General features: G+C 72.4%; 27 protein-coding genes. 8 read left to right on the plus strand and 19 right to left on the minus strand.

Going from position 1 to position 26,025, the window contains the following annotated elements:
- Positions 1-90: 90 nt before the first annotated feature.
- The 3 genes from ACH4ZX_RS23215 to hisI all read right to left on the minus strand — a co-directional run bounded on the left by ACH4ZX_RS23215 (position 91) and on the right by hisI (position 2,760).
- Positions 91-732, minus strand: a complete 642-nt coding sequence (locus ACH4ZX_RS23215; RefSeq protein ID WP_398275826.1) for a TIGR02234 family membrane protein — start codon at positions 730-732, stop codon at positions 91-93.
- Positions 733-808: 76 nt separating this feature from the next.
- Positions 809-2,305 (minus strand): anthranilate synthase component I, encoded by a 1,497-nt coding sequence (locus ACH4ZX_RS23220; RefSeq protein WP_398275829.1) that lies wholly within the window; start codon positions 2,303-2,305, stop codon positions 809-811.
- Positions 2,306-2,316: 11 nt separating this feature from the next.
- Positions 2,317-2,760 (minus strand): phosphoribosyl-AMP cyclohydrolase, encoded by a 444-nt coding sequence (gene hisI, locus ACH4ZX_RS23225; protein ID WP_398275832.1) that lies wholly within the window; start codon positions 2,758-2,760, stop codon positions 2,317-2,319.
- 120 nt (positions 2,761-2,880) lie between these two features.
- On the opposite strand from hisI, the gene ACH4ZX_RS23230 reads away from it, so the two are divergent.
- The gene (locus tag ACH4ZX_RS23230) at positions 2,881-3,516 is read left to right on the plus strand and encodes a TIGR03085 family metal-binding protein (RefSeq protein WP_398275835.1); all 636 of its coding nucleotides are present in this window, start codon (positions 2,881-2,883) and stop codon (positions 3,514-3,516) included.
- 2 nt (positions 3,517-3,518) lie between these two features.
- Here the strand turns inward: ACH4ZX_RS23230 and ACH4ZX_RS23235 are convergent, their stop codons facing one another.
- From ACH4ZX_RS23235 to hisD, 11 genes are all read right to left on the minus strand, one after another.
- Complete coding sequence (locus ACH4ZX_RS23235; protein ID WP_398275837.1) at positions 3,519-4,769, minus strand: MFS transporter; 1,251 nt, start codon at positions 4,767-4,769, stop codon at positions 3,519-3,521.
- 10 nt (positions 4,770-4,779) lie between these two features.
- On the minus strand, positions 4,780-5,157 hold the full coding sequence (locus ACH4ZX_RS23240; protein ID WP_398275839.1) for a hypothetical protein: 378 nt from the start codon (positions 5,155-5,157) through the stop codon (positions 4,780-4,782).
- Positions 5,154-5,372: a hypothetical protein gene (locus tag ACH4ZX_RS23245; protein WP_398275842.1), complete on the minus strand. Its 219-nt coding sequence runs from the start codon at positions 5,370-5,372 to the stop codon at positions 5,154-5,156. Before ACH4ZX_RS23245 ends, ACH4ZX_RS23240 begins: the two co-directional genes overlap by 4 nt.
- A 67-nt stretch (positions 5,373-5,439) precedes the next feature.
- A complete protein-coding gene (gene hisF, locus ACH4ZX_RS23250) occupies positions 5,440-6,195 on the minus strand; it encodes an imidazole glycerol phosphate synthase subunit HisF (protein WP_398275845.1) in 756 nt (251 codons plus the stop codon).
- Between the two features lie 84 nt (positions 6,196-6,279).
- Complete coding sequence (locus ACH4ZX_RS23255) at positions 6,280-6,672, minus strand: RidA family protein (protein ID WP_398275848.1); 393 nt, start codon at positions 6,670-6,672, stop codon at positions 6,280-6,282.
- The gene (gene priA / locus ACH4ZX_RS23260; RefSeq protein WP_398275851.1) at positions 6,669-7,394 is read right to left on the minus strand and encodes a bifunctional 1-(5-phosphoribosyl)-5-((5-phosphoribosylamino)methylideneamino)imidazole-4-carboxamide isomerase/phosphoribosylanthranilate isomerase PriA; all 726 of its coding nucleotides are present in this window, start codon (positions 7,392-7,394) and stop codon (positions 6,669-6,671) included. Before priA ends, ACH4ZX_RS23255 begins: the two co-directional genes overlap by 4 nt.
- A gap of 4 nt (positions 7,395-7,398) precedes the next feature.
- Positions 7,399-8,058, minus strand: coding sequence for an imidazole glycerol phosphate synthase subunit HisH (gene hisH / locus ACH4ZX_RS23265; protein ID WP_398275854.1), 660 nt, complete (start codon positions 8,056-8,058; stop codon positions 7,399-7,401).
- The gene (locus ACH4ZX_RS23270; protein ID WP_360744845.1) at positions 8,049-8,213 is read right to left on the minus strand and encodes a hypothetical protein; all 165 of its coding nucleotides are present in this window, start codon (positions 8,211-8,213) and stop codon (positions 8,049-8,051) included. Before ACH4ZX_RS23270 ends, hisH begins: the two co-directional genes overlap by 10 nt.
- A gap of 2 nt (positions 8,214-8,215) precedes the next feature.
- Entirely contained in the window at positions 8,216-8,809 is a 594-nt protein-coding gene (gene hisB, locus ACH4ZX_RS23275; protein WP_015661105.1) for an imidazoleglycerol-phosphate dehydratase HisB, read from the minus strand.
- Positions 8,806-9,915, minus strand: coding sequence for a histidinol-phosphate transaminase (locus ACH4ZX_RS23280; RefSeq protein WP_398275859.1), 1,110 nt, complete (start codon positions 9,913-9,915; stop codon positions 8,806-8,808). Before ACH4ZX_RS23280 ends, hisB begins: the two co-directional genes overlap by 4 nt.
- The gene (hisD, locus tag ACH4ZX_RS23285) at positions 9,912-11,234 is read right to left on the minus strand and encodes a histidinol dehydrogenase (RefSeq protein ID WP_398276153.1); all 1,323 of its coding nucleotides are present in this window, start codon (positions 11,232-11,234) and stop codon (positions 9,912-9,914) included. Before hisD ends, ACH4ZX_RS23280 begins: the two co-directional genes overlap by 4 nt.
- Before the next feature lie 225 nt (positions 11,235-11,459).
- On the opposite strand from hisD, the gene ACH4ZX_RS23290 reads away from it, so the two are divergent.
- The 4 genes from ACH4ZX_RS23290 to ybaK all read left to right on the plus strand — a co-directional run bounded on the left by ACH4ZX_RS23290 (position 11,460) and on the right by ybaK (position 15,538).
- A complete protein-coding gene (locus ACH4ZX_RS23290) occupies positions 11,460-13,037 on the plus strand; it encodes an oxidoreductase (protein WP_398275862.1) in 1,578 nt (525 codons plus the stop codon).
- A gap of 185 nt (positions 13,038-13,222) precedes the next feature.
- Positions 13,223-14,251: a hypothetical protein gene (locus ACH4ZX_RS23295; protein WP_398275865.1), complete on the plus strand. Its 1,029-nt coding sequence runs from the start codon at positions 13,223-13,225 to the stop codon at positions 14,249-14,251.
- 11 nt (positions 14,252-14,262) lie between these two features.
- Positions 14,263-15,003 (plus strand): LON peptidase substrate-binding domain-containing protein, encoded by a 741-nt coding sequence (locus tag ACH4ZX_RS23300; RefSeq protein ID WP_360744860.1) that lies wholly within the window; start codon positions 14,263-14,265, stop codon positions 15,001-15,003.
- A 28-nt stretch (positions 15,004-15,031) separates the two neighbouring features.
- Positions 15,032-15,538, plus strand: coding sequence for a Cys-tRNA(Pro) deacylase (gene ybaK / locus ACH4ZX_RS23305; protein WP_398276156.1), 507 nt, complete (start codon positions 15,032-15,034; stop codon positions 15,536-15,538).
- Between the two features lie 116 nt (positions 15,539-15,654).
- Here the strand turns inward: ybaK and ACH4ZX_RS23310 are convergent, their stop codons facing one another.
- The 4 genes from ACH4ZX_RS23310 to ACH4ZX_RS23325 all read right to left on the minus strand — a co-directional run bounded on the left by ACH4ZX_RS23310 (position 15,655) and on the right by ACH4ZX_RS23325 (position 19,612).
- Positions 15,655-16,341: an AAA family ATPase gene (locus tag ACH4ZX_RS23310; protein WP_398275868.1), complete on the minus strand. Its 687-nt coding sequence runs from the start codon at positions 16,339-16,341 to the stop codon at positions 15,655-15,657.
- A gap of 34 nt (positions 16,342-16,375) precedes the next feature.
- On the minus strand, positions 16,376-17,197 hold the full coding sequence (locus tag ACH4ZX_RS23315; protein ID WP_398275871.1) for an ABC transporter permease: 822 nt from the start codon (positions 17,195-17,197) through the stop codon (positions 16,376-16,378).
- A 61-nt stretch (positions 17,198-17,258) separates the two neighbouring features.
- Positions 17,259-18,233 carry an ABC transporter ATP-binding protein gene (locus ACH4ZX_RS23320; RefSeq protein WP_398276159.1) on the minus strand — a complete coding sequence of 325 codons (975 nt, stop codon included), beginning with the start codon at positions 18,231-18,233 and terminating at the stop codon, positions 17,259-17,261.
- 167 nt (positions 18,234-18,400) lie between these two features.
- On the minus strand, positions 18,401-19,612 hold the full coding sequence (locus tag ACH4ZX_RS23325) for an NYN domain-containing protein (RefSeq protein ID WP_398275874.1): 1,212 nt from the start codon (positions 19,610-19,612) through the stop codon (positions 18,401-18,403).
- A gap of 225 nt (positions 19,613-19,837) precedes the next feature.
- On the opposite strand from ACH4ZX_RS23325, the gene ACH4ZX_RS23330 reads away from it, so the two are divergent.
- On the plus strand, positions 19,838-19,999 hold the full coding sequence (locus tag ACH4ZX_RS23330) for a hypothetical protein (protein WP_360744872.1): 162 nt from the start codon (positions 19,838-19,840) through the stop codon (positions 19,997-19,999).
- A gap of 77 nt (positions 20,000-20,076) precedes the next feature.
- Here ACH4ZX_RS23330 and dnaE read toward each other — a convergent pair whose 3' ends face one another.
- Positions 20,077-23,616: a DNA polymerase III subunit alpha gene (gene dnaE, locus ACH4ZX_RS23335; RefSeq protein ID WP_398275877.1), complete on the minus strand. Its 3,540-nt coding sequence runs from the start codon at positions 23,614-23,616 to the stop codon at positions 20,077-20,079.
- 257 nt (positions 23,617-23,873) lie between these two features.
- Between dnaE and ACH4ZX_RS23340 the strand changes: the two genes are divergently transcribed.
- Positions 23,874-25,223, plus strand: a complete 1,350-nt coding sequence (locus ACH4ZX_RS23340) for a DUF2252 domain-containing protein (RefSeq protein WP_398275880.1) — start codon at positions 23,874-23,876, stop codon at positions 25,221-25,223.
- A gap of 67 nt (positions 25,224-25,290) precedes the next feature.
- On the plus strand, positions 25,291-25,983 hold the full coding sequence (locus ACH4ZX_RS23345) for a hypothetical protein (protein WP_398275883.1): 693 nt from the start codon (positions 25,291-25,293) through the stop codon (positions 25,981-25,983).
- Positions 25,984-26,025: the final 42 nt, after the last annotated feature.

Here is a 26,025-nt window from a genome sequence, read left to right on the forward strand (position 1 = left end):
GCCGCGATCTGGCACAACAACGCAACCAACGCACCGATCACCCGGTCACTGATCGCCTATGACCACTGACCGGAGATCGGACTTACTCGTCTAGGTGCCGGTCGGGTCCTCGCCGCGGTCGAGGGCCTTCCACAGGTCCTCGGGCCGGTCGGGGTCGACGGCCGGGGCCGTGCGGCGGGACCTCGGGGCGCCGCCTCGCTCGTAGCGGCCGGACATCGCGGGCCACAGCCGGCCGTAGCGCAGGGCGAGCAGCCCGGCCAGCAGGATCAGCGCGCCGCCGACGGCCGCGACGTACGGCCAGGCGGTGTGGCTGAGGCCGGCCACCGTGGCCGAGGTGTCTCCGGCGGCCTGCGCCGCCTTGTCGTCCAGCGCGGAGCCGTCGGAGGCGCCGAGCAGGGCCGCGGCGATCGTACCGGCCCCGGAGAGCGCGAGCAGGGCGGCGACCAGCAGGCGCCCGGACCTGCGGACGGCGAAGACCGCGACGAGCGCGGCCAGGCCCACTATGGCGAGGGCCGCGGGGACGCCGGTGACGTCGCTGCCCCTGGCGGTCAGCGGGAACGAGCCGCCGGCCACCGTCGCGGTCCCCTCCGACCAGCGCTGTCGGGTGGACAGCAGGGCCACGGCGGCGCCGAGGGCGCCGCACAGCAGGGCCAGCGCGAGACTCAGGCGGCCGGCCCTGGCGGGTCCTGCTGCTTCGGAACGGGGGTGCGGTACGGCAGTCACGTGCTCCACTATCGCCTGTCCGGCGCCCGGCGCGTCAACCGGGGCCGTCGGGCGCCGGACAGGCGATGACCGTCGGGCGATGACCTCAGTCGGTGGCCGTGCCCGGCCGGCCGAGCCGGCCCGCGGTGTGCACCGCGCGCAGGACGGCGGCCGCCTTGTTGCGGCACTCGTCGTCCTCCGCGACCGGGTCGGAGTCGGCGACGATGCCGGCTCCGGCCTGGACGTAGGCCGTGCCGCCGCGCAGCAGGGCGGTGCGGATGGCGATCGCGGTGTCCGAGTCGCCCGCGAAGTCGAGGTAGCCGACGCAGCCGCCGTACAGCCCGCGCCGGGACGGCTCGAGTTCGTCGATGATCTGCATGGCGCGCGGCTTGGGCGCGCCGGACAGGGTGCCCGCCGGGAAGCAGGCCGTCAGCACGTCGAAGGCGGTACGGCCGGCCGCGACCCGGCCGGTGACGGTGGACACGATGTGCATCACGTGCGAGTACCGCTCGATGGACATGAAGTCGACGACCTCGACCGAGCCCGGCTCGCAGACGCGGCCCAGGTCGTTGCGTCCGAGGTCGACGAGCATCAGGTGCTCGGCGCGCTCCTTGGGGTCGGCGAGCAGTTCCTCGGCGAGGGCCTGGTCCTCCTGCGGGGTCGCTCCCCGCGGCCGGGTGCCGGCGATGGGGTGCACCATCGCCTGCCCGCCCTCGACCTTGACCAGGGCCTCCGGGGAGGAGCCGACGACGTCGAAGCCCTCGAAGCGGAACAGGTACATGTACGGCGAGGGGTTGGTCGCCCGCAGCACCCGGTACACGTCCAGCGCGCTCGCCGTGCACGGCGTCTCGAACCGCTGCGAGGGGACGACCTGGAAGGCCTCGCCCGCGCGGATGCGCTCCTTGATGTCCTCGACCGCCTCCCGGAAGTCGGGTCCGCCCCACAGCGCGGTGTACTCGGGGAGCTCGGAGGGCGGCAGGACGGCCGGGGGCTGGGCGACCGGGCGGGAGAGGTCGGCCTCCATGGCGTCCAGGCGGGCGACCGCGTCCGCGTACGCCTCGTCGACGCCGGTGTCGAGGTCGTTGTGGTTGATCGCGTTGGCGATCAGCAGGACCGAGCCATCCCAGTGGTCCATGACCGCGAGGTCGCTGGTGAGCAGCATGGTCAGCTCGGGCAGCTTCAGGTCGTCCCGCTCGCCGGGGCCGATCTTCTCCAGGCGGCGCACGATGTCGTAGCCGAGGTAGCCGACCATGCCGCCGGTGAAGGGCGGGAGTCCGTCCTGGCGGGGAGTGTGCAGGGCCTCGATCGTGGCGCGCAGGGCGGCCAGCGGGTCGCCGTCGGCCGGGACGCCGACGGGCGGGGTGCCGAGCCAGTGGGCCCGCCCGTCCCGCTCGGTGAGGGTGGCGGCCGAGCGGACGCCCACGAAGGAGTACCGGGACCAGGAACGGCCGTTCTCGGCGGACTCCAGCAGGAAGGTGCCGGGGCGTTCGGCGGCGAGCTTGCGGTAGAGCGCGACCGGGGTGTCGCCGTCGGCGAGGAGCTTGCGGGTGACCGGGATGACACGGCGGTCGGTGGCCAGCTTGCGGAACGTCTCGAGGTCCATGACGGCCGACCCTACTGATCCGCGCCCGGTACGCCGGAAACGGCGTCCTTCAGCAGCACGTCGGCGTCGAAGCAGGTGCGGTCGCCGGTGTGGCAGGCGGCGCCGACCTGGTCGACCCGGACCAGCACGGTGTCCGCGTCGCAGTCCAGCGCGACCGACTTCACCCACTGGACGTGGCCGGAGGTGTCGCCCTTGACCCAGTACTCCTGGCGGCTGCGCGACCAGTACGTGCAGCGGCCGGTGGTCAGGGTGCGGTGGAGCGCCTCGTCGTCCATCCAGCCGAGCATCAGCACCTCTCCGGTGTCGTACTGCTGGGCGATGGCGGGCAGGAGGCCGTCGGCGCTGCGCCTGAGGCGCGCGGCGATCTCCGGGTCGAGGTTGCTGGGCGGAGCACTGTGGCGCGAAGCGCCTCGATCAGGGGTGGCGGCCGGGTGGCGGGCGGGCGTGCTGCTCATGAGGCCCATTGTGCCGCGCGGGGCGGACAGCTCCCGGACTTTGTCCACGTGATGGGCAGCGCGGCGCAAACGGCCGTTCCCGACGGGTGGTGGCCGGGCACGCGGTCGTAGGCTGACTGCATGTCGACCTTTGCCAAGCGTGAACGGCTTCTGCTCGCCGACCTCTTGGAAACCGCGGGTCCGGAGGCTCCGACCCTCTGCGAGGGGTGGCTGACCCGTGACCTGGCGGCCCACGTGGTGGTGCGCGAGCGCCGGCCCGACGCCGCCGGCGGCGTCCTCGTCAAACCGCTCGCGCCACGGCTGGAGCGGGTGATGGCGGAGTACGCCGCCAAGCCGTACGAGGAGCTGATCCAGCTCATCCGGACCGGCCCTCCGCGTTTCTCGCCGTTCTCGCTCAAGCAGGTCGACGAGATGGCGAACACCGTCGAGTTCTACGTCCACACCGAGGACGTCCGCCGCGCCCGGCCCGACTGGACGCCGCGCGAGCTCGACTCCGTCTTCCAGGACGCCCTGTGGTCCCGCCTGGAGCGCTCCGCCCGCCTGCTGGGCCGCGGCATCCCGACCGGTCTGGTGCTGCGCCGCCCGGACGGCCAGACGACGGTCGCGCACCGGGGCACGCCGGTGGTGACGGTGACCGGCGAGCCGTCCGAGCTGCTGCTGTACTCCTACGGCCGGCAGAGCGTCGCCAAGGTCGAGGTGGAGGGCGACAAGGACGCGATCGCCAAGCTCGGCGCCACCAAGGAGCTCGGTATCTGAGGTCAGCGGGGCAGTTCGGCGCGGCGCAGACCGGGCACGCACAGGGCGACGACCCCGCCGAGTCCGCACACGCCCGCGCTGCCGACGAAGACCGGGCCGGTCCCCCAGACCCCGATCGCGGCCGCCGACAGCGGCATGCTGAGCGGGGCGAGCCCGAGGCTGGCCAGGCCGGCGACGGCGGCGACCCGGCCCAGGTAGGCGGGCTCGGCGAGGGTCTGCAGCAGCGCCGCGCACATGGCGCCGCTGAGCCCGGCGAGCAGCCCGATGAACAGCGCCGTCGTGACGGCCGCGGCGAGAACGGGCACGTAGGCCAGGGCGCCGATGGCGACGGAACCGGCGAGGATCGAGTACGCCGCGACCAGCCCGGCGCGCGGCAGCCGCCCGCGTACCGTCAGCAGCAGCGAGGCGGCCCCCGCCCCGGCGCCGAACCCGGCGAGCACGCCGCCCATGCCGGAGGCGCCCCAGCCGCGTTCGTCGGCCAGCAGGGCCAGTCCGACGTTGAGCGGTCCGACGAAGCCGAGGTCGCCGAGGGCGATGGCCGGCATCAGCGGGGCGAGCACGCGGTGGCGGCGGATGTGGCGCAGGCCGTCGACGAGGTCGCCCCAGGCGGTCGCCGCCGGCCGGCCGTCGTCCGGGGGCAGTTCCCGCACCCGTACCCACACCAGCAGCGGCAGCGACGCCGCGATCAGCAGGCCCGCCAGCCCGAAGGCGGCCGGCGCGCCGCCGGTGGCCACGCCGAGGCCGCCGAGGGGGGCGCCGACGACGCCCGCGAACCGGATCGCCAGGCCCCGCATGCCCTGCACGCGCGCGAGCTGGCCGCGGCTCGTCACGCGCGCGGGGAGGGCGCCCACGGCGGGCATGAACACCGCGTCCACGGTGCCGAAGACCAGGGCGAGCAGGGCGAGCGGCCACAGGCCGGGCCGCGTGAACAGCAGCAGGGCGGCCACCGCCAGCACGGCCGCGCAGCGCACGGCGTCGCTGCCGATGACGACCCGGCGCGGCCCGAACCGGTCGGCGACCACTCCCCCGCCCAGCATCAGCAGCGCCCGCGGCAGCGCGCTCACCGACATCACCACTCCGGCCTGCGAGGGCGTGCCGGCCTGCACGGCGGCCCAGGACAGGGCGAGGTAGTACACGTTGTCGCCGAGCATCGAACAGGTGTATGCGGCGAGCCAGCGCAGCACGTTCCCGTCGCGGTGAGCGGGCCGGTCGGTGGCGACGTACGCCGGGGAAGCGCTGGTGTCCGTGGACACGGTCAGCGGCTCACCCGGCCCAGTCGCGCAGCAGCCTGGCGGTCTCCGCGAGGTCGGCCTCGTCGCTGCGGATGTCGGCGACGAGCTTCGCCACCTCGCCGTACGGGAGCTCGAACGGCATGCCGGACTGCTCCATGTACTCCCAGGCACAGGCGACGCCGATCGACGCGTTGTAATCGCTGAACGGCCTCAGTCTCAGGGCGGTGTGCAGGAACGTCGCCGCCCGGGACGGCACCTCTTCGTAGTACGGCTCCCCTGCGACACGCTCGTACTTGTGCCGCTCGGCCATGCAGCCGAGGGCACCCCAGTCGCGGATCGGCGTGTTCGCCGGGGACACGTTGACCTGGACGTTCAGGACCCACCCGGCGTCCACGTAGAGCGGCGTCACCGGAGTCCCGCCGGGAACCTCTCCTCGAAGTCGGCCATGATCTCGTGGGCTTTCTGGGTGGCTCCCTCCACGAACCGCTGCCGCTGCCGCCTGCGTACGACGTCCTCGGTCAGTATGTCGTGAGCCAGTCGCTTGATCGCGACACCCTGTTCCCTGGCCTCCGCGCGCAGTTCGGCCAGTTCTTCCTCGGTGAACTCGATCGTGATCCCAGGCATACGAGCACCATAGAGGTGCGGCAACCATGATCACTACCGTTGCCACTACCAGGGTTGAACCGTCGAACTAGCGCACGGGGTGTCCCGCCTCCCGCAGGGTCTGCTTGACCTCGCCGATGCGCAGGTCGCCGAAGTGGAAGACGGACGCGGCGAGGACGGCGTCGGCGCCCGCGGCGATGGCCGGCGGGAAGTCGGCCAGCTTGCCGGCGCCGCCCGAGGCGATCAGCGGGACGGTGACGTGCTTGCGGACCGCGGAGATCATCTCCAGGTCGTAGCCGTCCTTGGTGCCGTCCGCGTCCATCGAGTTCAGCAGGATCTCGCCCGCGCCCAGTTCGGCCGCCCGGTGCGCCCACTCGACGGCGTCGATGCCGGTGCCCCGGCGGCCGCCGTGGGTGGTCACCTCGAAGCCGCCCGACGGGGTCCGGCGGGCGTCGACGGACAGCACCAGGACCTGCCGGCCGAAGCGCTCGGCGATCTCCCGGATGAGGTCGGGGCGGGCGATGGCCGCGGTGTTGACGCCGACCTTGTCCGCGCCCGCCCGCAGCAGCTTGTCGACGTCCTCGGCCGTCCGCACGCCGCCGCCGACCGTCAGCGGGATGAACACCTGCTCGGCGGTGCGGCGCACCACGTCGTACGTGGTCTCGCGGTTGCCCGAGGACGCGGTGATGTCCAGGAAGGTCAGCTCGTCGGCGCCCTCGGCGTCGTACACCTTGGCCATCTCGACGGGGTCGCCCGCGTCGCGCAGGTTCTGGAAGTTGACGCCCTTGACGACCCGGCCGCCGTCCACGTCCAGGCAGGGGATGACTCGGACCGCCAGGGTCATGAATCCACGGCTCCTTACGAATGCACGAATGACGAATGCACGAATGCACGAATGCACGAATGCGCCTACGCGCAGAAAACGGCTTCAGCCTCGGAAGGCTTCCAGTTCCACCGACACCAGCACGCGCGGGTCGACGAAGCCCTCCACCACCAGGATGGTGGCGGCCGGGCGGACGCTGTCGAACAGCTCCTTGTGCGCCCGGCCCACCTCGTCGACGTCCCGCTGATGCGTCAGGTAGACGCGCGTGCGGATCACGGACCCGATGCCGAGCCCGAACTCGCCGATCGCCTCGACCGCGCTGGTGAAGGCCACCTTGGCCTGCTCGTACGGGTCGCCCTCCCCGTACAGCACGTCGCCCTTGAAGGACGTCGTGCCCGCCACCACCACCCGGTCTCCCGCCGCGACGGCGCGCGCAAAACCGAAGGACTCTTCCCAGGGACTTCCGCTCTGCACACGCCGCACGGCTTCGGACGTCATGACGAGACAACCTCCAGGGCCTCTTCCAGGGTGAACGCCTTCGCGTACAGGGCCTTCCCGACGATGGCCCCCTCGACACCGAGCGGCACCAGGCCGGCGATGGCCCGCAGGTCGTCCAGCGAGGAGACCCCGCCGGAGGCGACGACCGGGCGGTCCGTGGCCGCGCAGACGTTGCGCAGCAGCTCCAGGTTGGGGCCCTGCAGGGTGCCGTCCTTGGCGATGTCGGTGACGACGTAGCGGGCGCAGCCCTCCTTGTCGAGCCGCGCCAGCGTCTCGTACAGGTCGCCGCCGTCGCGGGTCCAGCCGCGGCCGCGGAGCGTGGTGCCCCGTACGTCCAGACCGACGGCGATCTTGTCGCCGTGCTCGGCGATGACCCCGGCGACCCAGTCGGGGGTCTCCAGCGCGGCCGTGCCAAGGTTGACCCGGGTGCAGCCGGTGGCGAGGGCCGCGGCGAGGGTGTCGTCGTCCCGGATGCCGCCGGACAGCTCCACCTTGATGTCCATCGCCCCGGCGACCTCCGCGATCAGGGCGCGGTTGTCGCCGGTGCCGAACGCGGCGTCCAGGTCGACCAGGTGCAGCCACTCGGCGCCCGACCGCTGCCAGGCGAGGGCCGCCTCCAGCGGGGAGCCGTACGAGGTCTCCGTGCCGGACTCGCCGTGCACCAGGCGGACGGCCTGGCCGTCACGGACGTCGACGGCGGGGAGGAGTTCGAGCTTGGCCATGTCTCTACAGGGTTCCGATCCAGTTGGTGAGCAGCTGCGCTCCGGCGTCGCCGGACTTCTCGGGGTGGAACTGCGTGGCCCACAGGGCGCCGTTCTCCACGGCCGCCACGAAGGGCTTGCCGTGCGTCGACCAGGTGACCTTGGGGGCGTGCATCGTGGAGTTGTGCGTCTCGAGCGACCAGTCGTGGACGGCGTAGGAGTGCACGAAGTAGAAGCGCGCGTCCGCCTCCAGGCCCGCGAACAGCTCCGAGCCGGCCGGCGCGTCGACGGTGTTCCAGCCCATGTGGGGCACGATGTCGGCCTGCAGCGGCTCGACCGAGCCGGGCCACTCGTCGAGGCCCTCGGTCTCCACGCCGTGCTCGATGCCGCGCGCGAAGAGGATCTGCATGCCGACGCAGATGCCCATGACCGGGCGGCCGCCGGCCAGCCGGCGGTCGATGATCCAGTCGCCGCGGGCGTCCTTCAGACCCCGCATGCAGGCGGCGAAGGCGCCGACGCCGGGCATCAGCAGGCCGTCCGCGTTCATGGCCCGGTCGAAGTCGCGGGTGATCTCGACGTCCGCGCCGGCCCGTGCGAGGGCGCGCTCGGCGGAGCGGACGTTGCCGAAGCCGTAGTCGAAGACGACGACCTTCTTCGCCTTGGTCGATGGCGTGCTCAACTCCACACCTCCAGCCGCAGGATTCCGGCGGCCAGGCACATGGCGGCGCCGATGGACAGCAGCACGATCAGGCTCTTGGGCATCTGCTGCTTGACGAAGGAGATGACGCCGCCGATGAGGAACAGGCCGACGACGATCAGTACGGTGGACAGTCCGTTCACGGCTACAGCGCGCCCTTCGTGGACGGCAGGATGCCCGCCGCGCGCGGATCGCGCTCGGAGGCGTACCTGAGGGCCCGCGCCAGCGCCTTGAACTGGCACTCCACGATGTGGTGGGCGTTGCGCCCGTAGGGCACGTGCACGTGCAGCGCGATCTGGGCCTGGGCGACGAAGGACTCCAGGATGTGCCGGGTCATCGTGGTGTCGTACTCGCCGATCATCGGCGCCATGTTCTCGGGCTCGGTGTGCACGAGGTAGGGGCGGCCGGAGAGGTCGACGGTGACCTGGGCGAGGGACTCGTCCAGCGGGACGGTGCAGTTGCCGAAGCGGTAGATGCCGACCTTGTCGCCGAGCGCCTGCTTGAAGGCGGCGCCCAGGGCGAGGGCGGTGTCCTCGATGGTGTGGTGCGAATCGATGTGCAGGTCGCCCTCGGTCTTCACGGTGAGGTCGAACAGGCCGTGCCGGCCGAGCTGGTCGAGCATGTGGTCGTAGAAGCCGACGCCGGTCGACACGTCGACCTTGCCGCTGCCGTCGAGGTCGATCTCGACGAGCACCGACGTCTCCTTGGTGACCCGTTCCACGCGTCCCACGCGGTTCATGCGCTCTGCTCCTTCTTCATGTCACGTACCGCGTCGAGGAACGCGTCGTTCTCCTGCGGGGTGCCGGCGGTGACCCGCAGCCATCCCGGTACGCCGTTGTCCCGGACCAGGACACCTCGGTCGAGGATCCGCTGCCAGGCGGCGTGGGAGTCCTCGAACCGCCCGAACTGCACGAAGTTCGCGTCGGACTCGGTGACCTCGAAGCCGAGCGCGCGCAGCTCGGCGACCAGCCGGTCGCGTTCCGCCTTCAGCTGCTCGACGTAGCCCAGCAGCGTGTCGGTGTGCTCCAGCGCGGCGAGCGCGGTCGCCTGGGTGACGGCGGAGAGGTGGTAGGGCAGCCGGACGAGCTGGACGGCGTCCACGACGGCCGGGTGCGCGGCGAGGTAGCCCAGGCGCAGGCCGGCCGCGCCGAACGCCTTCGACATCGTCCGGGAGATCACCAGGTTCGGCCGGCCGTCGAGCAGCGGCAGCAGCGACGGGTGGTGGCTGAACTCGACGTACGCCTCGTCCACGATCACCATCGACGGCTTCGCCGCCTGCGCGGCGTCGTACAGCGCGACGACCGTCTCGGGCGCGACCGCGTTGCCGGTGGGGTTGTTGGGCGTGGTGACGAAGACGACGTCGGGCGCGTGCTCGGCGATCCACCGCTCGGCGGCGGGCAGGTCGACGGTGAAGTCCTCGTGGCGCGGACCGGAGACCCAGCCGGTGCCGGTGCCGCGCGCGATGAGGCTGTGCATCGAGTACGACGGTTCGAAGCCGAGCGCGGTGCGGCCCGGCCCGCCGAAGGTCTGCAGCAGCTGCTGGATGACCTCGTTGGAGCCGTTGGCGGCCCAGACGTTGGCCGGGCCGACCTGGTAGCCGGTCGTGTCGGTGAGGTACTCGGCGAGCCGCGTGCGCAGCTCGACGGCGTCGCGGTCCGGGTAGCGGTTGAGGTCGCGGGCCGCGTCGCGCACCCGCTCGGCGATCCGCTCGACCAGCGGCTCGGGCAGCGGGTAGGGGTTCTCGTTGGTGTTCAGCCGTACCGGCACGTCCAGCTGGGGCGCGCCGTAGGGGGACTTGCCGCGCAGTTCGTCCCGTACGGGCAGGTCGTCGATGGTGAAGCTCACTTGCTCGCCGGTACCTTCCATCCGAACCGCGCCTTGATCGCCGCGCCGTGCGCGGGCAGGTCCTCCGCCTCCGCCAGGGTCACCACGTGGTGCGCGACCTCGGCCAGGGCGTCCTTGGTGTAGTCCACGATGTGGATGCCGCGCAGGAAGGACTGCACGGACAGGCCCGAGGAGTGGCAGGCGCAGCCGCCCGTGGGCAGGACGTGGTTGGAGCCGGCCGCGTAGTCGCCCAGCGACACCGGCGCCCAGGGCCCGACGAAGATCGCGCCGGCGTTCTTCACCCGGTCGGCGACCTCGACGGCGTGCTCGGTCTGGATCTCCAGGTGCTCGGCGCCGTAGGCGTCGACGACCTTGAGGCCTTCCTCGACGCCGTCGACCAGCACGATCGCGGACTGCCGGCCGGCCAGGGCCGGGCGGATCCGGTCCTCGACGTGCTTGGTGGCGGCCACCTGCGGCTGGAGTTCCTTCTCCACCGCCTCGGCGAGTTCCACGGAGTCGGTGACGAGGACGGCGGCGGCGAGCGGGTCGTGCTCGGCCTGGCTGATCAGGTCGGAGGCGACGTGCACCGGGTCGGCGGTGGAGTCCGCGAGGATCGCGATCTCGGTGGGACCGGCCTCGGCGTCGATGCCGATCTTGCCGGTGAAGTACCGCTTGGCGGCGGCGACCCAGATGTTCCCGGGGCCGGTGACCATGTCGGCGGGCGGGCAGGACTCGGTGCCGTAGGCGAACATCGCGACGGCGGTGGCGCCGCCGGCCGCGTAGACCTCGTCGACGCCGAGCAGCGCGCAGGCGGCGAGGATCGTGGGGTGCGGCAGTCCGCCGAAGTCGGCCTGGGCCGGGGAGGCGAGCGCGATGGACTTGACGCCGGCCTCCTGCGCGGGCACCGCGTTCATGATCACGGAGGAGGGGTAGACCGACCGGCCGCCGGGCGCGTACAGGCCGACCCGCCCGACCGGCACCCACTTCTCGGTGACCGTGCCGCCGGGCACGACCTGGGTGGTGTGGGTGGAGCGGCGCTGGGCGCGGTGGACGAGCCGGGTGCGCCGCACGGACTCCTCCAGGGCCGCGCGCACGGCCGGGTCGAGTTCCTTCAGGGCGCGAGTGAGGGCCTCGGCGGGAACCCGGAGCCGGTCGAGTTTGACGCCGTCGAACTTCTCGGCGAAGTCGATCAGCGCCGCGTCGCCCCGATGATGCACGGCCTCGCAGATCGGACGCACCTTCTCGAGGGCGGCCTGAACATCGAAGTCGGCTCGGGGCAGCAGGTCGCGCAGGGCGGGGCCCTCGGGAAGGGCGTCGCCGCGCAGATCGATTCGGGCCAGGAAGGAATGTTGCAGCACGGGGTCAATTCTCGCAGACCCGCGTCGGGCGTCGTCCGCGCGTATCAATGGCTGATACGGAGGCTGCTACAGACCGTGACGGATCCCCGGCATTCTTCCTCACTTCGAGTGTCACTTTGAGTGTTCGTCCGGTCACGGAACGGGCATCACGGAGGCAGGAACAGATGTGCGGTGTCCATGGAGCGGGACGAGGGAGATGCGACGGACGTGACCGAAGGGGCCGGTGTGCGCGCCGGAGAATTACCGGACGACCTGAGCGTCGCGGAGGCCGGCATGTGGCAGGCCTTCCGCAACGGCAGCATGTACGACCTCAGCAGCGGGGACGCGGTCGTCGACGACCCGCACGGCGGGCACCCGTGGGGGCCCGAGCGGACCGTCCGGGCGCGCATCGTGTGCTGGCTGCTGCTGGACGGCCCGCCCGCGCTGGCCGGCCGGGTGTCCTCGCTGAAGCTGTCCGGGGTGCGGATCAGCGGCACCCTGGACCTCGCCGGCGGCATAGTGGTGCCGTACGTGGAGATGCGCGGCTGCCGATTCGAGCGGGAGGTCCTGCTGCCGGAGGCCCGCTTCACGACCGTACGGCTGATCGACTGCTCCGTGCCCCGCCTGGAGGCCGCCCGGGTGCACACGGAGGGCGACCTGCACCTGCCGAGGTGCCGGTTCCGCGGCGGGGTGCGGCTCACCGACGCCCGGATCGGCACGGACCTGATGCTCAACCAGGCCGTCGTGCACCGCGACCGCAGCGGCCGCTCGATCGCCGGGGACGGGCTGTCGGTGGGCCAGGACCTGCAGGCGGAGCTGCTGGAGTCGCACGGCGAGCTGAGCCTGCGCAGCGCGAAGATCGGCGTGTCGCTGAGCCTGCGCGGCGCGAGGCTGGCCAATCCCACCGCGCGGCTGGCGCTGAACGCCCCGCAGCTGACCGTGGAGCGCACGCTGTACCTGACCCCGGCGGGCGTCGGCAGCCCGCTGCTGAGCGGCACGACCCCGGAGCGCGGCACCCGGATCCAGCGGTTCGAGTGCCTGGGCGGGGTGCGGCTGGACGACGGGCGGTTCGGGGACGCGGTCGACTTCGAGCGGGCCCGGTTCGTCTTCACCGACGACCAGGAGCTGTCGCTGCGCCGGGTGCAGACGCCCGAGCTGCGCTTCCTCGGCGAGGCACCGTCACGGGGCAAGGTCGTGCTGTCCGGCGCGCGGCTGGTCAACCTGGTCGACCGGGCGAGCGCCTGGCCGGGCCCGGGCAACCTGCAGATGGGCGGTTTCTCGTACGAGAACCTGGTGCCCAGGGGCACGTTCCCGCTGGCCGAGCGGCTGGACTGGGTGGCCGCGGCGACCGCCGAGTACAACCCGGAGCCGTACGAGCGGCTGGCCTCCGTACTGCGGGCCGGCGGCGAGGACGAGGACGCCCGCGAGGTGCTGCTGGCCAAGCAGCGCCGGCGCCGCGAGACCCTGCCGCCCGCGGCCAAGCTGTGGGGCTACGCGCAGGACTGGACGGTGGCCTACGGCTACCGCCCCGGCCGGGCCGCGGTGTGGATGGCGGTGCTGTGGGCGGCGGGGTCCCTGGCCTTCGCGCACGCGAGCCATCCGCCGGCCGGGGGTGCCGAGTCCCCGGTCTGGAACCCCGCCCTGTTCGCCCTGGACCTGCTGCTGCCGGTGATCGACCTCGGCCAGGCCGGCTCCTGGCAGTTGCACGGCGGCTGGCAGTGGCTGGCGGCGGCGATGATCCTGCTGGGCTGGGTGCTGGCGACGACGGTGGCGGCGGGCGCGACACGGATGCTGCGCCGGAACTGAGGGCACGCCCGGACAGCGGAGCCGAGAACGGGCCCGCACAGGTGGCGAACAGGCGCCGCACAGGCACCGAAAGGGCACCGGAGAGGCACCCAACAGCCACCCTTTACCCTCCCTTGACTTTCTCGTGTACAACCTTCCATGACTTGCCGATGCCCTCTGGCGCGAGGCTGACCTGCGGTCTTTCAATGGTCGACACCATGGCTGCGCTCCCCCCGTTCATCCGCCCGGGCCGGATGCACCGGACCCCCCGCCCCGCCACCGCGGTGCCGGCCGACGACGAGGTGCTGCTCGACGTGCCGGACGACCGGCTGGCACCCGCGCTGGTCGCGGCCGCGCGCGGCGAGCACGGACCCGCCTCCGCGCTGCTCGCCGCCACCCGCGCGGACGCCGACTGGGAGAGCCGCGACCGGTACACGAGACGGCTCGCGGGCTTCGCGCGCTCCCGCGGCGAGTGGCTGGAGGCCTGGCGCGCCGCCGCCCCGCAGGACCCGGACGCGCTGCTCGTCGAGGCCCAGCTGGCGGTGGACCGCGCCTGGGACTCCCCGGCGCGGGCTGAGCTGCTGCGCGAGGTGAGCCCGCTGATCACGGCCGCCGCGCGCGGCGACGACCGCGACCCGGTGCCCTGGCGGATCGCACTGGACCACGCGCGCGGCGCGCGGGCCGGGCACACGTACTTCGAGGAGCTGTGGGAGGCCGCGATCCGCCGCGCCCCGCTCCACTACGGCTGCCACGTGGCGGCCCTGTGCTACCTCGCCGACTCCTGGCGCGGCTCCCACCCGGAGTGCTTCGACTTCGCCGACCTGGCCGCCCAGGACGCCCCCGCGGACTCCCTCGTGCAGGCGCTGCCCGCGCGGGCGGCCCTGTCGTACCTGGCCGACGGCTCGGGCTCCGGGGTGGCGCGGGAGCGGCTGGACGCGGCGGCCGACCGCGCGATCGCGCTGTCCGCCCGCTTCCCGGCCGCCGACCCCTGGCCGGCCGAGATCCGTAACAAACTGATGTACGTCCTGCTCCGGCTGGAGCGCTGGGAGGACGCCCGCGCCCAGCTCGGCCTGATCGGCCCGTACGCCACGTCCTACCCCTGGGACCGGGTCTCGGACGACCCCCTGGCCGCCTTCCTGAGAGCACGCGACGAGATCCATTCGGCGGGTCCCGCACAGCCGTCCGGGCATCCACTCGGTGGGCGTGCCGGACGCGCACGCCCCCGCGGCCATTAGGCTTCTGCGCCGTGACCACCGTCCGGCTTCCGCTCTTCCCCCTGAACTCGGTTCTGTTCCCGGGGCTGGTGCTGCCTCTCAACGTCTTCGAGGAGCGCTACCGCGCCATGATGCGCGAACTGCTGAAGACGCCCGAGGAGGAACCACGCCGGTTCGCCGTCGTGGCGATCCGCGACGGCCACGAGGTGGCCCTCAGCGCGCCCGGCATGCCGGACCCCACCGCGCTGCCGGAGCGCGGCCCGACGGCGGGCTTCGGCCCCGACCCGGCGAAGTCGTTCCACCGGATCGGCTGTGTGGCGGACGCGGCGACCGTCCGCGAACGCGCCGACGGCACCTTCGAGGTGCTGGCGACGGGCACCACCCGGGTGCGCCTGCTGTCGGTGGACGCGTCGGGTCCGTTCCTGACGGCGGAGCTGGAGACGCTCGAGGAGCAGCCTGGCGACGAGGCCGGGGCCCTGGCCGAGGGCGTGCTGCGCGCCTTCCGGCAGTACCAGAAGCGCCTGGCGGGCGCCCGGGAACGGTCGCTGGCCACGGGTGCGGAGCTGCCGGACGAGCCGTCCGTGGTGTCGTACCTGGTGGCGGCGGCGATGGTGCTGGACACGCCGACCAAGCAGCGGCTGCTGCAGGCTCCGGACACCGCGTCCCGGCTGCGTGACGAGCTGAAACTGCTTCGCTCCGAGACGGCGGTCCTCCGTAGTCTGCCGTCACTGCCGGCGGCGGACCTCACCCGTGGTCCGACCAGCCTCAACTGACGAAACCCTGAGGACCGTGAAGGCCGGGATGGCGAAGAAGTCGAAGAAACAGCAACAGCAGTCCGGAGGCACGCCCGCGACGGTGGCCCTCGCCGCCGCGGGCGTGCCGTACACGGTCCACTCCTACGACCACGACCCCTCCGCCGCCTCCTACGGGCAGGAGGCGGCGGAGGCGATGGGCGTGTCGCCGGAGCGGGTGTTCAAGACGCTGGTGGCGGACGTGGACGGCCGGCTGACGGTGGCCGTCGTCCCGGTCGCGGGCCAGCTGGACCTCAAGGCGCTCGCCTCCGCGGTCGGCGGCAAGCGCGCCGCGATGGCGGACCCGGCGCTCGCCGAACGCACCACGGGCTACGTCCGCGGCGGCATCTCCCCGCTGGGCCAGCGCAAGAAGCTGCCCACGGTCCTGGACGCCTCGGCGCACGGCCACGCCACGATCTGCGTGTCGGCGGGCCGCCGCGGCCTGGAGATCGAGCTGTCCCCCGCGGACCTGGCCGGGCTCACGGAGGCGGTCGTGGCGCCGATCGGGCGGGCGTAACCCCTGGGCGAGCGTGACCCCCTGGGCATGACCCCTGGGCGAGCGTGACCCCCTGGGCATGACCCCTGGACGGGCGTGACCCCTGGACGGGGGCGCCGCCCGCCCGCCCGCCCGACTCACGGCTGCGGAGCGTACGGGTCCTTCCGGGCGGGGCCCTGCTCGTACGGTTCGGGGTCCCGCGGCCCGAACAGCGCCGTCAGCCCGAGGTGCACCAGCAGCGCCGCCAGCGACCACGCCAGCAGCGCTCCCTTCGCCCCCAGCTTCAGCGGCGCCGAGAACCTGACTCCCTCGCCCACCTGCTTGGCGTGGGCGATCACGTCCTGGGCGGGCCCGAGCCAGACGCCGAGCCGCCAGGCGAGCAGGGAGCCGAGCAGCCCGCCGACCCCCAGCCCCACGGTCAGCGGCACTCCGCCGCGCCTGCGCGCCAGGAACACCGCGGCGGCGCTCACCGCGCCGAACGCCAGCGCGAGCAGGGTGAACGTTCCGTCGACGCCGATCGCCTGCTCCCCCTCGCTGTCGGCGAGGTAGACGACCCAGCTCTTGTCGACGGCGTCCCCGACCAGGGGCACGTGCGGCGCCAGCCACCACCACAGCAGGCCGAGCGGCACCCCGCCGAGCGCCACCGCCACCGCGACGACGGCGGCCTCCCGCACTTCGGTCTTCATTCCGGGGCCGTCCTGTCCGTACGTGCCGTACCCGGCGGCCTCGGGCGCCGAAGCCGTGCGTCCGGGAGGCGAGGCCTGCCATGCGTCGTGCGGGGAGTGTTCATGCGGCGGTGGAGGCGGAGTCAACGGTGCGGTCACCCCGCCATCGTGCCAGGCGTGTCGGGACGGCGCGTCACCGGACGGCCGCCCTGCGGTACGCCCAGGTGGCCACCGCCAGCGACAGGACGCCGACCACCCCGCAGACGGCGAGGTCGCCGAGGACGAACGCCCAGTCGGGGTGCGCCCCGAAGGTCCGGGCGAGGGCCTCCACCCCGTACGTCGACGGCAGCAGGTCGCGGGCGAGCCGTACCACCTCCGGCATCCGGTCGGCCGGCAGCACCCCGAGCAGCAGCGCCGCGGACATGCCCAACTGGCCGAGCAGCGTCGCCAGCTCCGGCCGCGGCGCGAGCAGCCCCAGCGCGGCACCCAGCCCGGCCAGCGCCGCCCCGGCCAGTGGGATCACGGCGGCGAGCACCCACAGGTGGGTCAGCGGCAGCCCGAACAGCACGCAGCCGAACACGGCGGTCACCACGGTCCCCGGCACGGTGAACGACGCGTACGCCCCCGCCGCCCCCAGCACCACCGACGCCGGCGGCACCGGCAGCGTGGCGTAGTGGTCGAGCCCGCCGCCGGCCCGCAGCTGCCCGAAGTACTGCGCGAGCAGGTTCAGCGCGACGAACGCCACGACGAGCACCGACGACCCGGCCACCACCGACCTGGCCTCACCGCCGCCGCTCACCACCCCCCGCATCAGGATCATGATCCCGACCGACTGGAAGGTCGCCACGAACAGCAGCGGGATCCGCGCGACCCGCGCGCGCGACAGCTGCGCCCGGTACACGGCCACGAGGGACGGCCACAGCCGCGCCCGCGGTCCCAGCTCGGCCGCGCCGCGGGCGGACTCCTGCTCGCCCACGGCCGCGCCCGGCGCGACATCGGCGGGTACGACACTCACGTCGTGCTGCTCCTCTTCGCTCCGGCGGCCCTGTCGACTACGGATGCGACGGCCCGTGTGCTCATGCCTTCACCAGTCCCTGCCGCGCGGCGCCGCCGAGCGCCAGGTACACGTCCTCCAGGCTCGGGGTGGCCAGCGTGAAGTCGTCCAGCGCGGCGAAGGCGGCCCCGCCGGTGACGGTGGCGACGACCGCGCGGGCCTCCTCGGGCACGAGCCGCAGGGTCCAGCGGCGGCCGGACTCGGTGGCCCGTTCCCGGAGCGCGGCGACCTCGGGCACGTGCAGCGGGGCCTTCTCGCGCCACACCAGGTCGACGCGGACCTCCCCGGCGACCTGCTCCTTGAGCCCGACGGGGGTGTCGCAGGCGATCACCCGTCCCCGGTCGAGGACGGCGACCCGGTCGAGGACGGTCTCGGCCTCGATGACGTTGTGGGTGACGAGCAGCACGGTCGCCCCGTGTTCGGCCCGCCGCCGGTCCACGGCGGCCCACACGGCGCGCCGCGCGACCGGGTCCATCCCGGTGGTCGGCTCGTCCAGCACGAGCAGCGGCCGCCTGCCGACCAGCGCGGCGGCGAAGCACGCCAGCCGCCGCTGCCCGCCGGAGAGCTTCTTCAGCGGCCGCCCGGCGATGGGCGCGAGGCCCAGTTCGTCGAGGACGTCGTCCCGCTCGGCCCGCGCCTGCCGGGCCGGGAGCCCGCGCAGCCGCCCGGTCGTCTCGGCGGCCAGCGCCACGGTCAGCTCGTCGAGGGCGGTCGACTCCTGCCCGAGGTAGGCGAGGATGCGCGCCGCCCGCTCCGGGTGCCGCACGATGTCGTGGCCGAGGATCTCGACGCTCCCCGCGTCGGGACGCATCAGCCCGGTCAGCTGCCGCACCAGGGTGGACTTGCCGGCGCCGTTCGGCCCGAGGAACCCGAAGATCTCGCCGCCCCGGATGTCCAGCCGCACGTCGTCGACGGCCCGCACCGCGGGTGTTCCGGGAGCGCCCCGCCGTCCGCGCACCGCCGGGTAGGTCTTGGTCAGCCCGCGCACCGCGCACACGACATCGCCGCCGTGCCGAAGTGCCTGTGCCGCGCGCGTACTCACAAAGGACGAGGGTACGTGGTCGGCGCGCCCCACCAGGTCTCGGGTCGGTCGACAACAGCGCATGCGCCGGTAAAGAACCGCCGGTGGAGGGCGGTCCAGAACGGGGAGGCACGGGGGGAGAACTACTCGGCCGCCGGCGCGCGCTCGGTGCCCGTCCGGGCGTCGAGCTCCCGCCAGAAGCCGGCCCGGATGGCGTAACGGTCGTGCTCGTCGATCTGGTCGTCCTTGTGGGCGAGCAGCCCGAACCGCGCCGCGTAGCGCAGCAGCTCCCCGTCGATCCGGTGCGGGATGCGCGGGTACATGCCGGACAGCCGCTGAAGATGGCTCTGGTCCCCCAGCCGCCCGATCCACCGCCGGGCGAACACCTGTCCGACCTCGTAGGGATCGCCGCCGACCGTGGTGATGTCCTCCTCCCGGTCGGCCCACCGCTGCTCCGCCGTGGTCAGCTGCGCCAGGGTCGGCATGGAGGCGGCCTCGGGCGGCTCGACGGCCGGCCGGTCGACCCACCCCCGGTCGGAGGACCAGCGCAGCGTCGCGCTCGCGGGCTGCGGGGCGGGTTGCACGCCGGGGGCGCGCATCGCCGCCAGGTCCTTGGGGGTCGGCACGCCCTTGGGCGCGGACGCCCGCTCCTGCGTGCCGTTCCGGGAGGCGGCGGCCGCCGGGGGGTGCTCGCCCGCCTCGGCGGGCCGCTCGGCGGCCCCGAGCGCGGACTCCGGCAGCGGCGCGGACAGGATCGCGGCGATCTCCGGCCGCGGCGCGGGCGGCGGCGCGCAGACCCCGCCGACCTCCTTGGCCCGTAAGGCCTTGGTGATCCAGGTGCGGTCCAGGACGCGCCGCTCGTCGGCCTCGGCGACCAGGTCCTCGGACTGGTTGTAGTCGCCGTCGGCCGCCTGCACGGCCCACAGGTGCACGGCGACCCCGTGCTCCTTGGCCGCCATCATGCCCGGCAGCAGGTCGCCGTCGCCGGTGACCAGGACGATGTCGGAGCAGGCGCGGTTGCGGGCCAGCTCGGTCAGCTCGGCGTGCATGGCGGCGTCGACGCCCTTCTGGGCCCAGCGTCCGTCGCTGCGGGTCAGCGCGCCGAGCCGGACGGTGACCCGGGGCATCACGCGCAGTCTGCGGTGCTCGGGCTGCGGGACGCGGTCGGGGGCGCCGTCGAACCAGTAGATGCGCAGCAGCGGCCGTTCCGTCTCGGACTCGGCGCGCTCGCGCAGCCCCTGGATGAGAGCGGTGTGGTCGACGGTGATCCGCGACCGGGAGGGCTCCCCGGCGAGGAGACTGGCGGCGGCCCCCAGCAGATACCCGGCGTCCACCAGGACGATGCAGCGGTCCACGCGATCCACCCTCTTTCCGGGAGGTTTGCTTCGGGCTTGCTTCGAGTCTGCCCGACAGCACGGGGGTAAACGGCCGGAACTCGATCTTCGGCGTGGCGTTTCGGGGCCGCGCGCTCCCATGACCCCTGTCACGCACGGTAATTGTCCGACATGCGCGCCTTGTAAGGCTATGTGAATCTGATCCCGTCCCTGGCCCCCAGATGCCCCACAAGGAGGCAGATTTCCATGGCCAAGAACAAGAACCGCAAGCAGGGCGGGAACCAGATGCGCAGCCAGCGGCAGGCTCCCGAGCGCGCCGAGCAGCAGACCGCGGTGGCCACCGAGGCGTCCAGCCCCGCAGACGTCGTCGAGCACGGCCGCAAGCCGAAGAAGCTCGGCCACAACTAGCCGGGCCCGCCCCCGCCCGGGCATGGCCGACGAGGGGCGCACCCGCACCGGGTGCGCCCCTCGCGCGCTTCGATCGCTCAGCCCGCCAGGCAGGACGGCCCGAGCAGCACCTTCAGGTCGCCGAACAGCGCCGGGTCCGGCTTCACCCGGTGCCGGTCCAGGCGCAGGACCGTCGTCCTGGTCGGGCCCTGAAGCTTGATGCGGACCTCGCTGTCGCCCCTGTGGTGGCTGAGGATCTCGCCGAGGCGGCTGACCATCGGCGGGGTCACCTTCACCGCCGGGATGGTGAGCACCACGGGCGCGTTGGTGCCCGCGTTGGACAGGTCGGGGACCTGCAGCTCCATCGCGACGAGCCGGGGCACGTCCTCGCGCTTGTCGAGGCGGCCCTTGACGAACACGACCGCGTCCTCGACGAGTTGGGTCGACACCAGCTGGTAGGTGGCCGGGAAGAACATGCACTCGATGGAGCCGGCGAGGTCCTCGACCGTGGCGATCGCCCAGGCGTTGCCCTGCTTGGTCATCTTGCGCTGCAGGCCCGAGATGATGCCGCCGATCGTCACGACCGCGCCGTCGGCGTGCTCACCGCCGGTGAGCTGGGCGATGCCCGCGTCCGCCTTGTCCGACAGCACGTGCTCCAGGCCGAACAGCGGGTGGTCGGAGACGTAGAGACCGAGCATCTCCCGCTCCTGGGCGAGCAGGTACGTCTTGTCCCACTCGTCGGTGCCGAACTCCACGTCCAGCCCGAAGCCGGGCTCGTCGTTCTGCTCCTCACCCATCCCGCCGAAGAGGTCGAACTGTCCCTCGGCCTCCTTGCGCTTGACCGCGACCACGTTGTCGATCATCGGCTCGTACTGCGCCGTCAGCCCCTTGCGGGTGTGGCCCAGGGAGTCGAAGGCGCCGGCCTTGATCAGCGATTCCGTGGTGCGCTTGTTGCAGACCACCGCCTCGACCTTGTCGAGGTAGTCGGGGAAGGAGGCGTACTTCCCCTTGGCCTTGCGGCACTTGATGATCGACTCGACGACGTTGGTGCCGACGTTGCGGACGGCGGAGAGGCCGAAGAGGATCACGTCGTCGCCCTGGGCGGCGAAGTTGGCCTCGGACTCGTTGACGTTCGGCGGCAGCACCCGGATGCCCATGCGGCGGCATTCGTTGAGGTAGACCGCCGACTTGTCCTTGTCGTCCTTCACCGAGGTCAGCAGTGCCGCCATGTACTCGGCGGGGTGGTTCGCCTTGAGGTAGGCGGTCCAGTACGACACCAGGCCGTACGCGGCCGAGTGCGCCTTGTTGAACGCGTAGCCGGCGAAGGGGACCAGTACGTCCCACAGCGCCTGGATGGCCTCGTCGCTGTAGCCGTTCTTGCGGGCGCCGGCCTGGAAGATGGTGAAGTTCTTGGCCAGCTCGTCGGGCTTCTTCTTGCCCATCACGCGGCGCAGGATGTCGGCCTCGCCGAGCGAGTAGCCGGCGATGATCTGGGCGGCCTTCTGCACCTGCTCCTGGTAGACGATCAGGCCGTAGGTGACGGCCAGGACCTCTTCGAGGGGCGCCTCCAGCTCGGGGTGGATCGGCGTGATCTCCTGCTGCTTGTTCTTGCGCAGCGCGTAGTTCGTGTGGGAGTTCATGCCCATCGGGCCCGGCCGGTACAGGGCCGAGACGGCGGAGATGTCCTCGAAGTTGTCCGGCTTCATCAGGCGCAGCAGCGAGCGCATGGGGCCGCCGTCGAACTGGAAGACACCGAGCGTGTCACCGCGCTGGAGCAGGTCGAAGGTCGTGGGGTCGTCCAGCGGGAGGGACAGGAGATCGATGTCGATCCCCTTGTTGGACTTCACCATCTTGACGGCGTCGTCCATGATCGTCAGGTTGCGCAGGCCGAGGAAGTCCATCTTCAGCAGGCCGAGCGACTCACAGCTCGGGTAGTCCCACTGGGTGATGGTCACGCCGTCGGTGTGCCTGACCCAGACGGGCACGTGCTCGGTGATGGTCTCGCTGGACATGATCACGCCGGCGGCGTGCACGCCCATCTGCCGCACCAGGCCCTCGACGCCCTTGGCGGTGTCGATGACCTTCTTCACGTCCGGTTCGTTCTCGTACATCGCCCGCACCTCGCCCGCCTCGGAGTAGCGGGGGTGGGCGGGGTCGGTGATGCCGGACAGCGGGATGCCCTTGCCGAGGACGTCGGCGGGCATGGCCTTGGTGATGCGGTCGCCCATCGCGTACGGGTAGCCCAGCACGCGCGCGGAGTCCTTGATGGCGTTCTTGGCCTTGATGGTGCCGTAGGTGCCGATCATGGCGACCTTGTCGGCGCCGTACTTCTCCGTCACGTACCTGATCACCTCGACGCGCCTGCGCTCGTCGAAGTCGATGTCGACGTCGGGCATGGAGATGCGCTCGGGGTTGAGGAACCGCTCGAAGATCAGACCGTGCGGGATCGGGTCGAGGTCGGTGATGCCCATGGCGTAGGCGACGATCGAGCCGGCCGCGGACCCTCGGCCGGGGCCGACCGCGATGCCGTTGTTCTTGGCCCACATGATGAAGTCGGCGACGACGAGGAAGTAGCCGGGGAAGCCCATCGAGATGATGACGTCCATCTCGTAGTCGGCCTGCTTCTGGCGGTCCTCGGGGATGCCGCCCGGGTAGCGGCGCTCCATGCCGCGGCGGACCTCCTCCTTGAACCAGGTGACCTCGGTGTATCCCTCGGGGATGTCGAACTTGGGCATGAGGTCGCGCTTCTCGAACATGCCGGTGGTGTCGACCTGTTCGGCCACCAGCAGGGTGTTGCGGCAGCCCTCCTGCCAGGCGTCCGAGGAGTCGATGGCGTACATCTCGTCGGTGGACTTCAGGTAGTAGCCGGTGCCGTCGAACTTGAAGCGGTCGGGGTCGGAGAGGTTCTTGCCGGTCTGGATGCACAGCAGGGCGTCGTGGGCGCCGGCCTCGTGCGCGTACGTGTAGTGCGAGTCGTTGGTGACCAGCGGCGGGATGCCGAGCTTCTTGCCGATGTCGAGGAGGCCGTCGCGGACCCGGCGCTCGATCTCGATGCCGTGGTCCATCAGCTCCAGGAAGTAGCGGTCCTTGCCGAAGATGTCCTGGTAGTCGGCGGCCGCCTTCAGCGCCTCGTCGTACTGGCCGAGGCGCAGGCGGGTCTGGAGCTCGCCGGAGGGGCAGCCGGTGGAGGCGACGATGCCCTCGGACCACTGGGCGATGGTCTCCTTGTCCATCCGGGGCCACTTCTGCAGCCAGCCCTCGGCGTAGGCGTCCGAGGAGAGCCGGAAGATGTTGTGCAGGCCGGTCTTGTTCACCGCCCACATCGTCTTGTGGGTGTAACCGCCGGAACCGGAGACGTCGTCCTTCTTCTGGTGCGGCTGGCCCCACTGGATCTTGCGCTTGTTGCGCCGGGACTCGGGGGCGACATACGCCTCGATCCCGATGATCGGGGTGATCCCGGCCTTCTTCGCGGAGTGGTAGAAGTCGTACGCGCCGTGGAGGTTGCCGTGGTCGGACATGGCGATGTGCGTCATGCCCATCTCGTTGCAGGCGTTGAACATGTCCTTCAGCCGCGCGGCACCGTCCAGCAGCGAGTACTGGGTGTGGACGTGCAGGTGCGTGAACGGCGGCTTCGACACGGGGCGGCCTCCAAAAGTTAAGCGCTGCGGCGCGAAGCGCCTCGTTGAGGGGTGGTGGTCGGGCGACGGGTGGGCGCTAGGCGACGGGCTGGCGGACAGTCCTGGGGTCAGCGTCGAAGTCTATGCCCCGGCACTGACACGCGCGGGCCCGCGCCGCGTACCTTCATGCGTGGGTCGCGGGCACTCCCGCGTATCTTCGCCCGTTGGACGTGACGACTCTCTCGTCACCCATGTCATGCACCAGGAGGCACCCAGCGATGTCGGTCCCCCAGCTCAGCGACGAGCAGCGCGGCGAGGAGATCCTCGCCGTCTTCGACACCGCCTTCGGCGAGCTCCTGGCCGCCGATCCGGCCGCGTTCCGCGTGAAGTTCCGGAAGATGGCGTCCTCGGCCTTCGCGTTCTACCGGGGGACGGCCTGCCTCTTCTACCACGACCTGGACGCGGAGCACGCCGGGCGCGGCGACGGGCGGACCTTCAGCGGCCCGTACCTGGACGAGCGCACCTCGCGGGTGTGGATCCACGGCGACCTGCACGCGGAGAACTTCGGCACCTACCTGGACGCCAACGGCCGCCTGATCTTCAACGTCAACGACTTCGACGAGGCGTACGTCGGCCCCTTCACCTGGGACCTGAAGCGCTTCGCCGCCTCGATCGCGCTGATCGGCTACGCGAAGGCGCTCAGCGACGGCCAGATCGGCGAGCTGGTGGGGATCTACGCGGGGGCGTACCGCGAGCGCGTGCACGCCCTGGCCACGGGCGCCAAGAGCGACGAGGTGCCGCCCTTCACCCTGGACACCGCGCAGGGCCCGCTGCTGGACGCGCTGCGCGACGCCCGTTCCCTGACCCGCTTCGGGCTGCTGGAGTCGATGACGGAGATCCGCGACTTCGAGCGCCGCTTCGCGCCGGGCGGCGGCTCCATCGAGCTGGACGCCGCCACCCGCTACAAGGTGCTGGCGGCCTTCGACGGCTACCTGGAGACGCTGCCGGAGGCGTCCCTGGCCCGCCCGGACTCCTACCGCGTCAAGGACGTCGTCGGCCGCCGCGGCATCGGCATCGGGTCGGCCGGGCTGCCGTCGTACAACATCCTGCTGGAGGGGCACACCGACGCCCTGGAGAACGACGTCGTGATCTACATCAAGCAGGCCCAGACCCCGGCGGTCTCCCGCCACGTGACCGACCCGGCGATCCGCGACTACTTCCAGCACGAGGGCCACCGCACGGTGATCTCCCAGCGCGCCCTGCAGCAGCACGCCGACCCCTGGCTGGGCTGGACCGAGCTGGACGGGGCGGGCCAGCTGGTCGCCGAGGTCTCGCCGTACGCCGTGGACCTGGACTGGGGCGACATCGACGACCCGGAGGAGATCGCCCAGGTGGTGGCCGATCTCGGCCGGGCCACGGCGACCATGCACTCCGCGGCGGACGACACCTCCGGCGAGTCGCTGGTGCCGTTCTCCACCGAGCGGGCGATCGACGCGGCGATCGCCGCCGACGAGGACGGCTTCGCGGGCCTGCTGGTGGACTTCGCGCACGACTACGGCGCACGCGCGCGTGCCGACCACCAGATCTTCGTGGACCTGTTCCGCAACGGCCGGATCCCGGGTCTGTGACGGGTCGTGCCTCACAGGGACCCTTTAGGGGTCCCTTACGGCACGGCGTGACAGACTCTCCTGCGCTATGGACATATCCGGGACCCCGCTGAGAGCCGTGCGCGCGGCCGTGTTCACGGCGCTCGTCGTGACGCTCAGCACCGCGTCGCACGTGCTGCTGTCACGGGTCCCGCTGCCGCTGAGCACGGTGGCCGCGGTCGCCGCCGCCGTGTTCACGGCCGCCTACGCGCTGGCCGGCGGCGAGCGCGGCTTCGGGCGCATCGCCGCCGCGCTGGTCCCGCTGGAGCTGGCCGCCGACACGGTCTTCACCACCGGCCAGCACCTCTGCTACGGCCGCGCGGGCGGCCCGGTCGCGGGCCCCCTGCGCTCCGTCGGCTTCGACGTGCTGTGCGGCAACCGCACCGAGGTCGGCAGCCCGCTGGCGCACGTGACGGGCACCGGTGCCGACCGGCTCGCGGTGCTGCTCGCCCACGCCGACCCGGCGACCGCCTGGCTGCTGCTCGGCGCGCACGTCGCCGTCGGGCTGCTCGCCGCCGCCTGGCTGCGCCGCGGTGAGCGGGCCCTGGCCCAGCTGCTGCGGGCGGTCGCCGCGACCACGTTCCGGCCGCTGCTGCTCGCGGTGGCCGCGGTGGCCGTCCGGCCCGCCGAGGCGCAGGGGCGCCCGCGGCGTCCCGTCCGCCGGTCCGCCGTCGTCCGCGACCGGCTTCTCGTGCACTCCCTGGGGCGGCGTGGACCGCCGTGCTCGGCCGCGTTCGCCTGAACCACAGCTGAGTACCAGCAGACCCCCACACGTATCCCGCGC

The sequence above is a fragment of the Streptomyces sp. NPDC020490 genome (assembly GCF_044335305.1).
GTDB lineage: Bacteria > Actinomycetota > Actinomycetes > Streptomycetales > Streptomycetaceae > Streptomyces.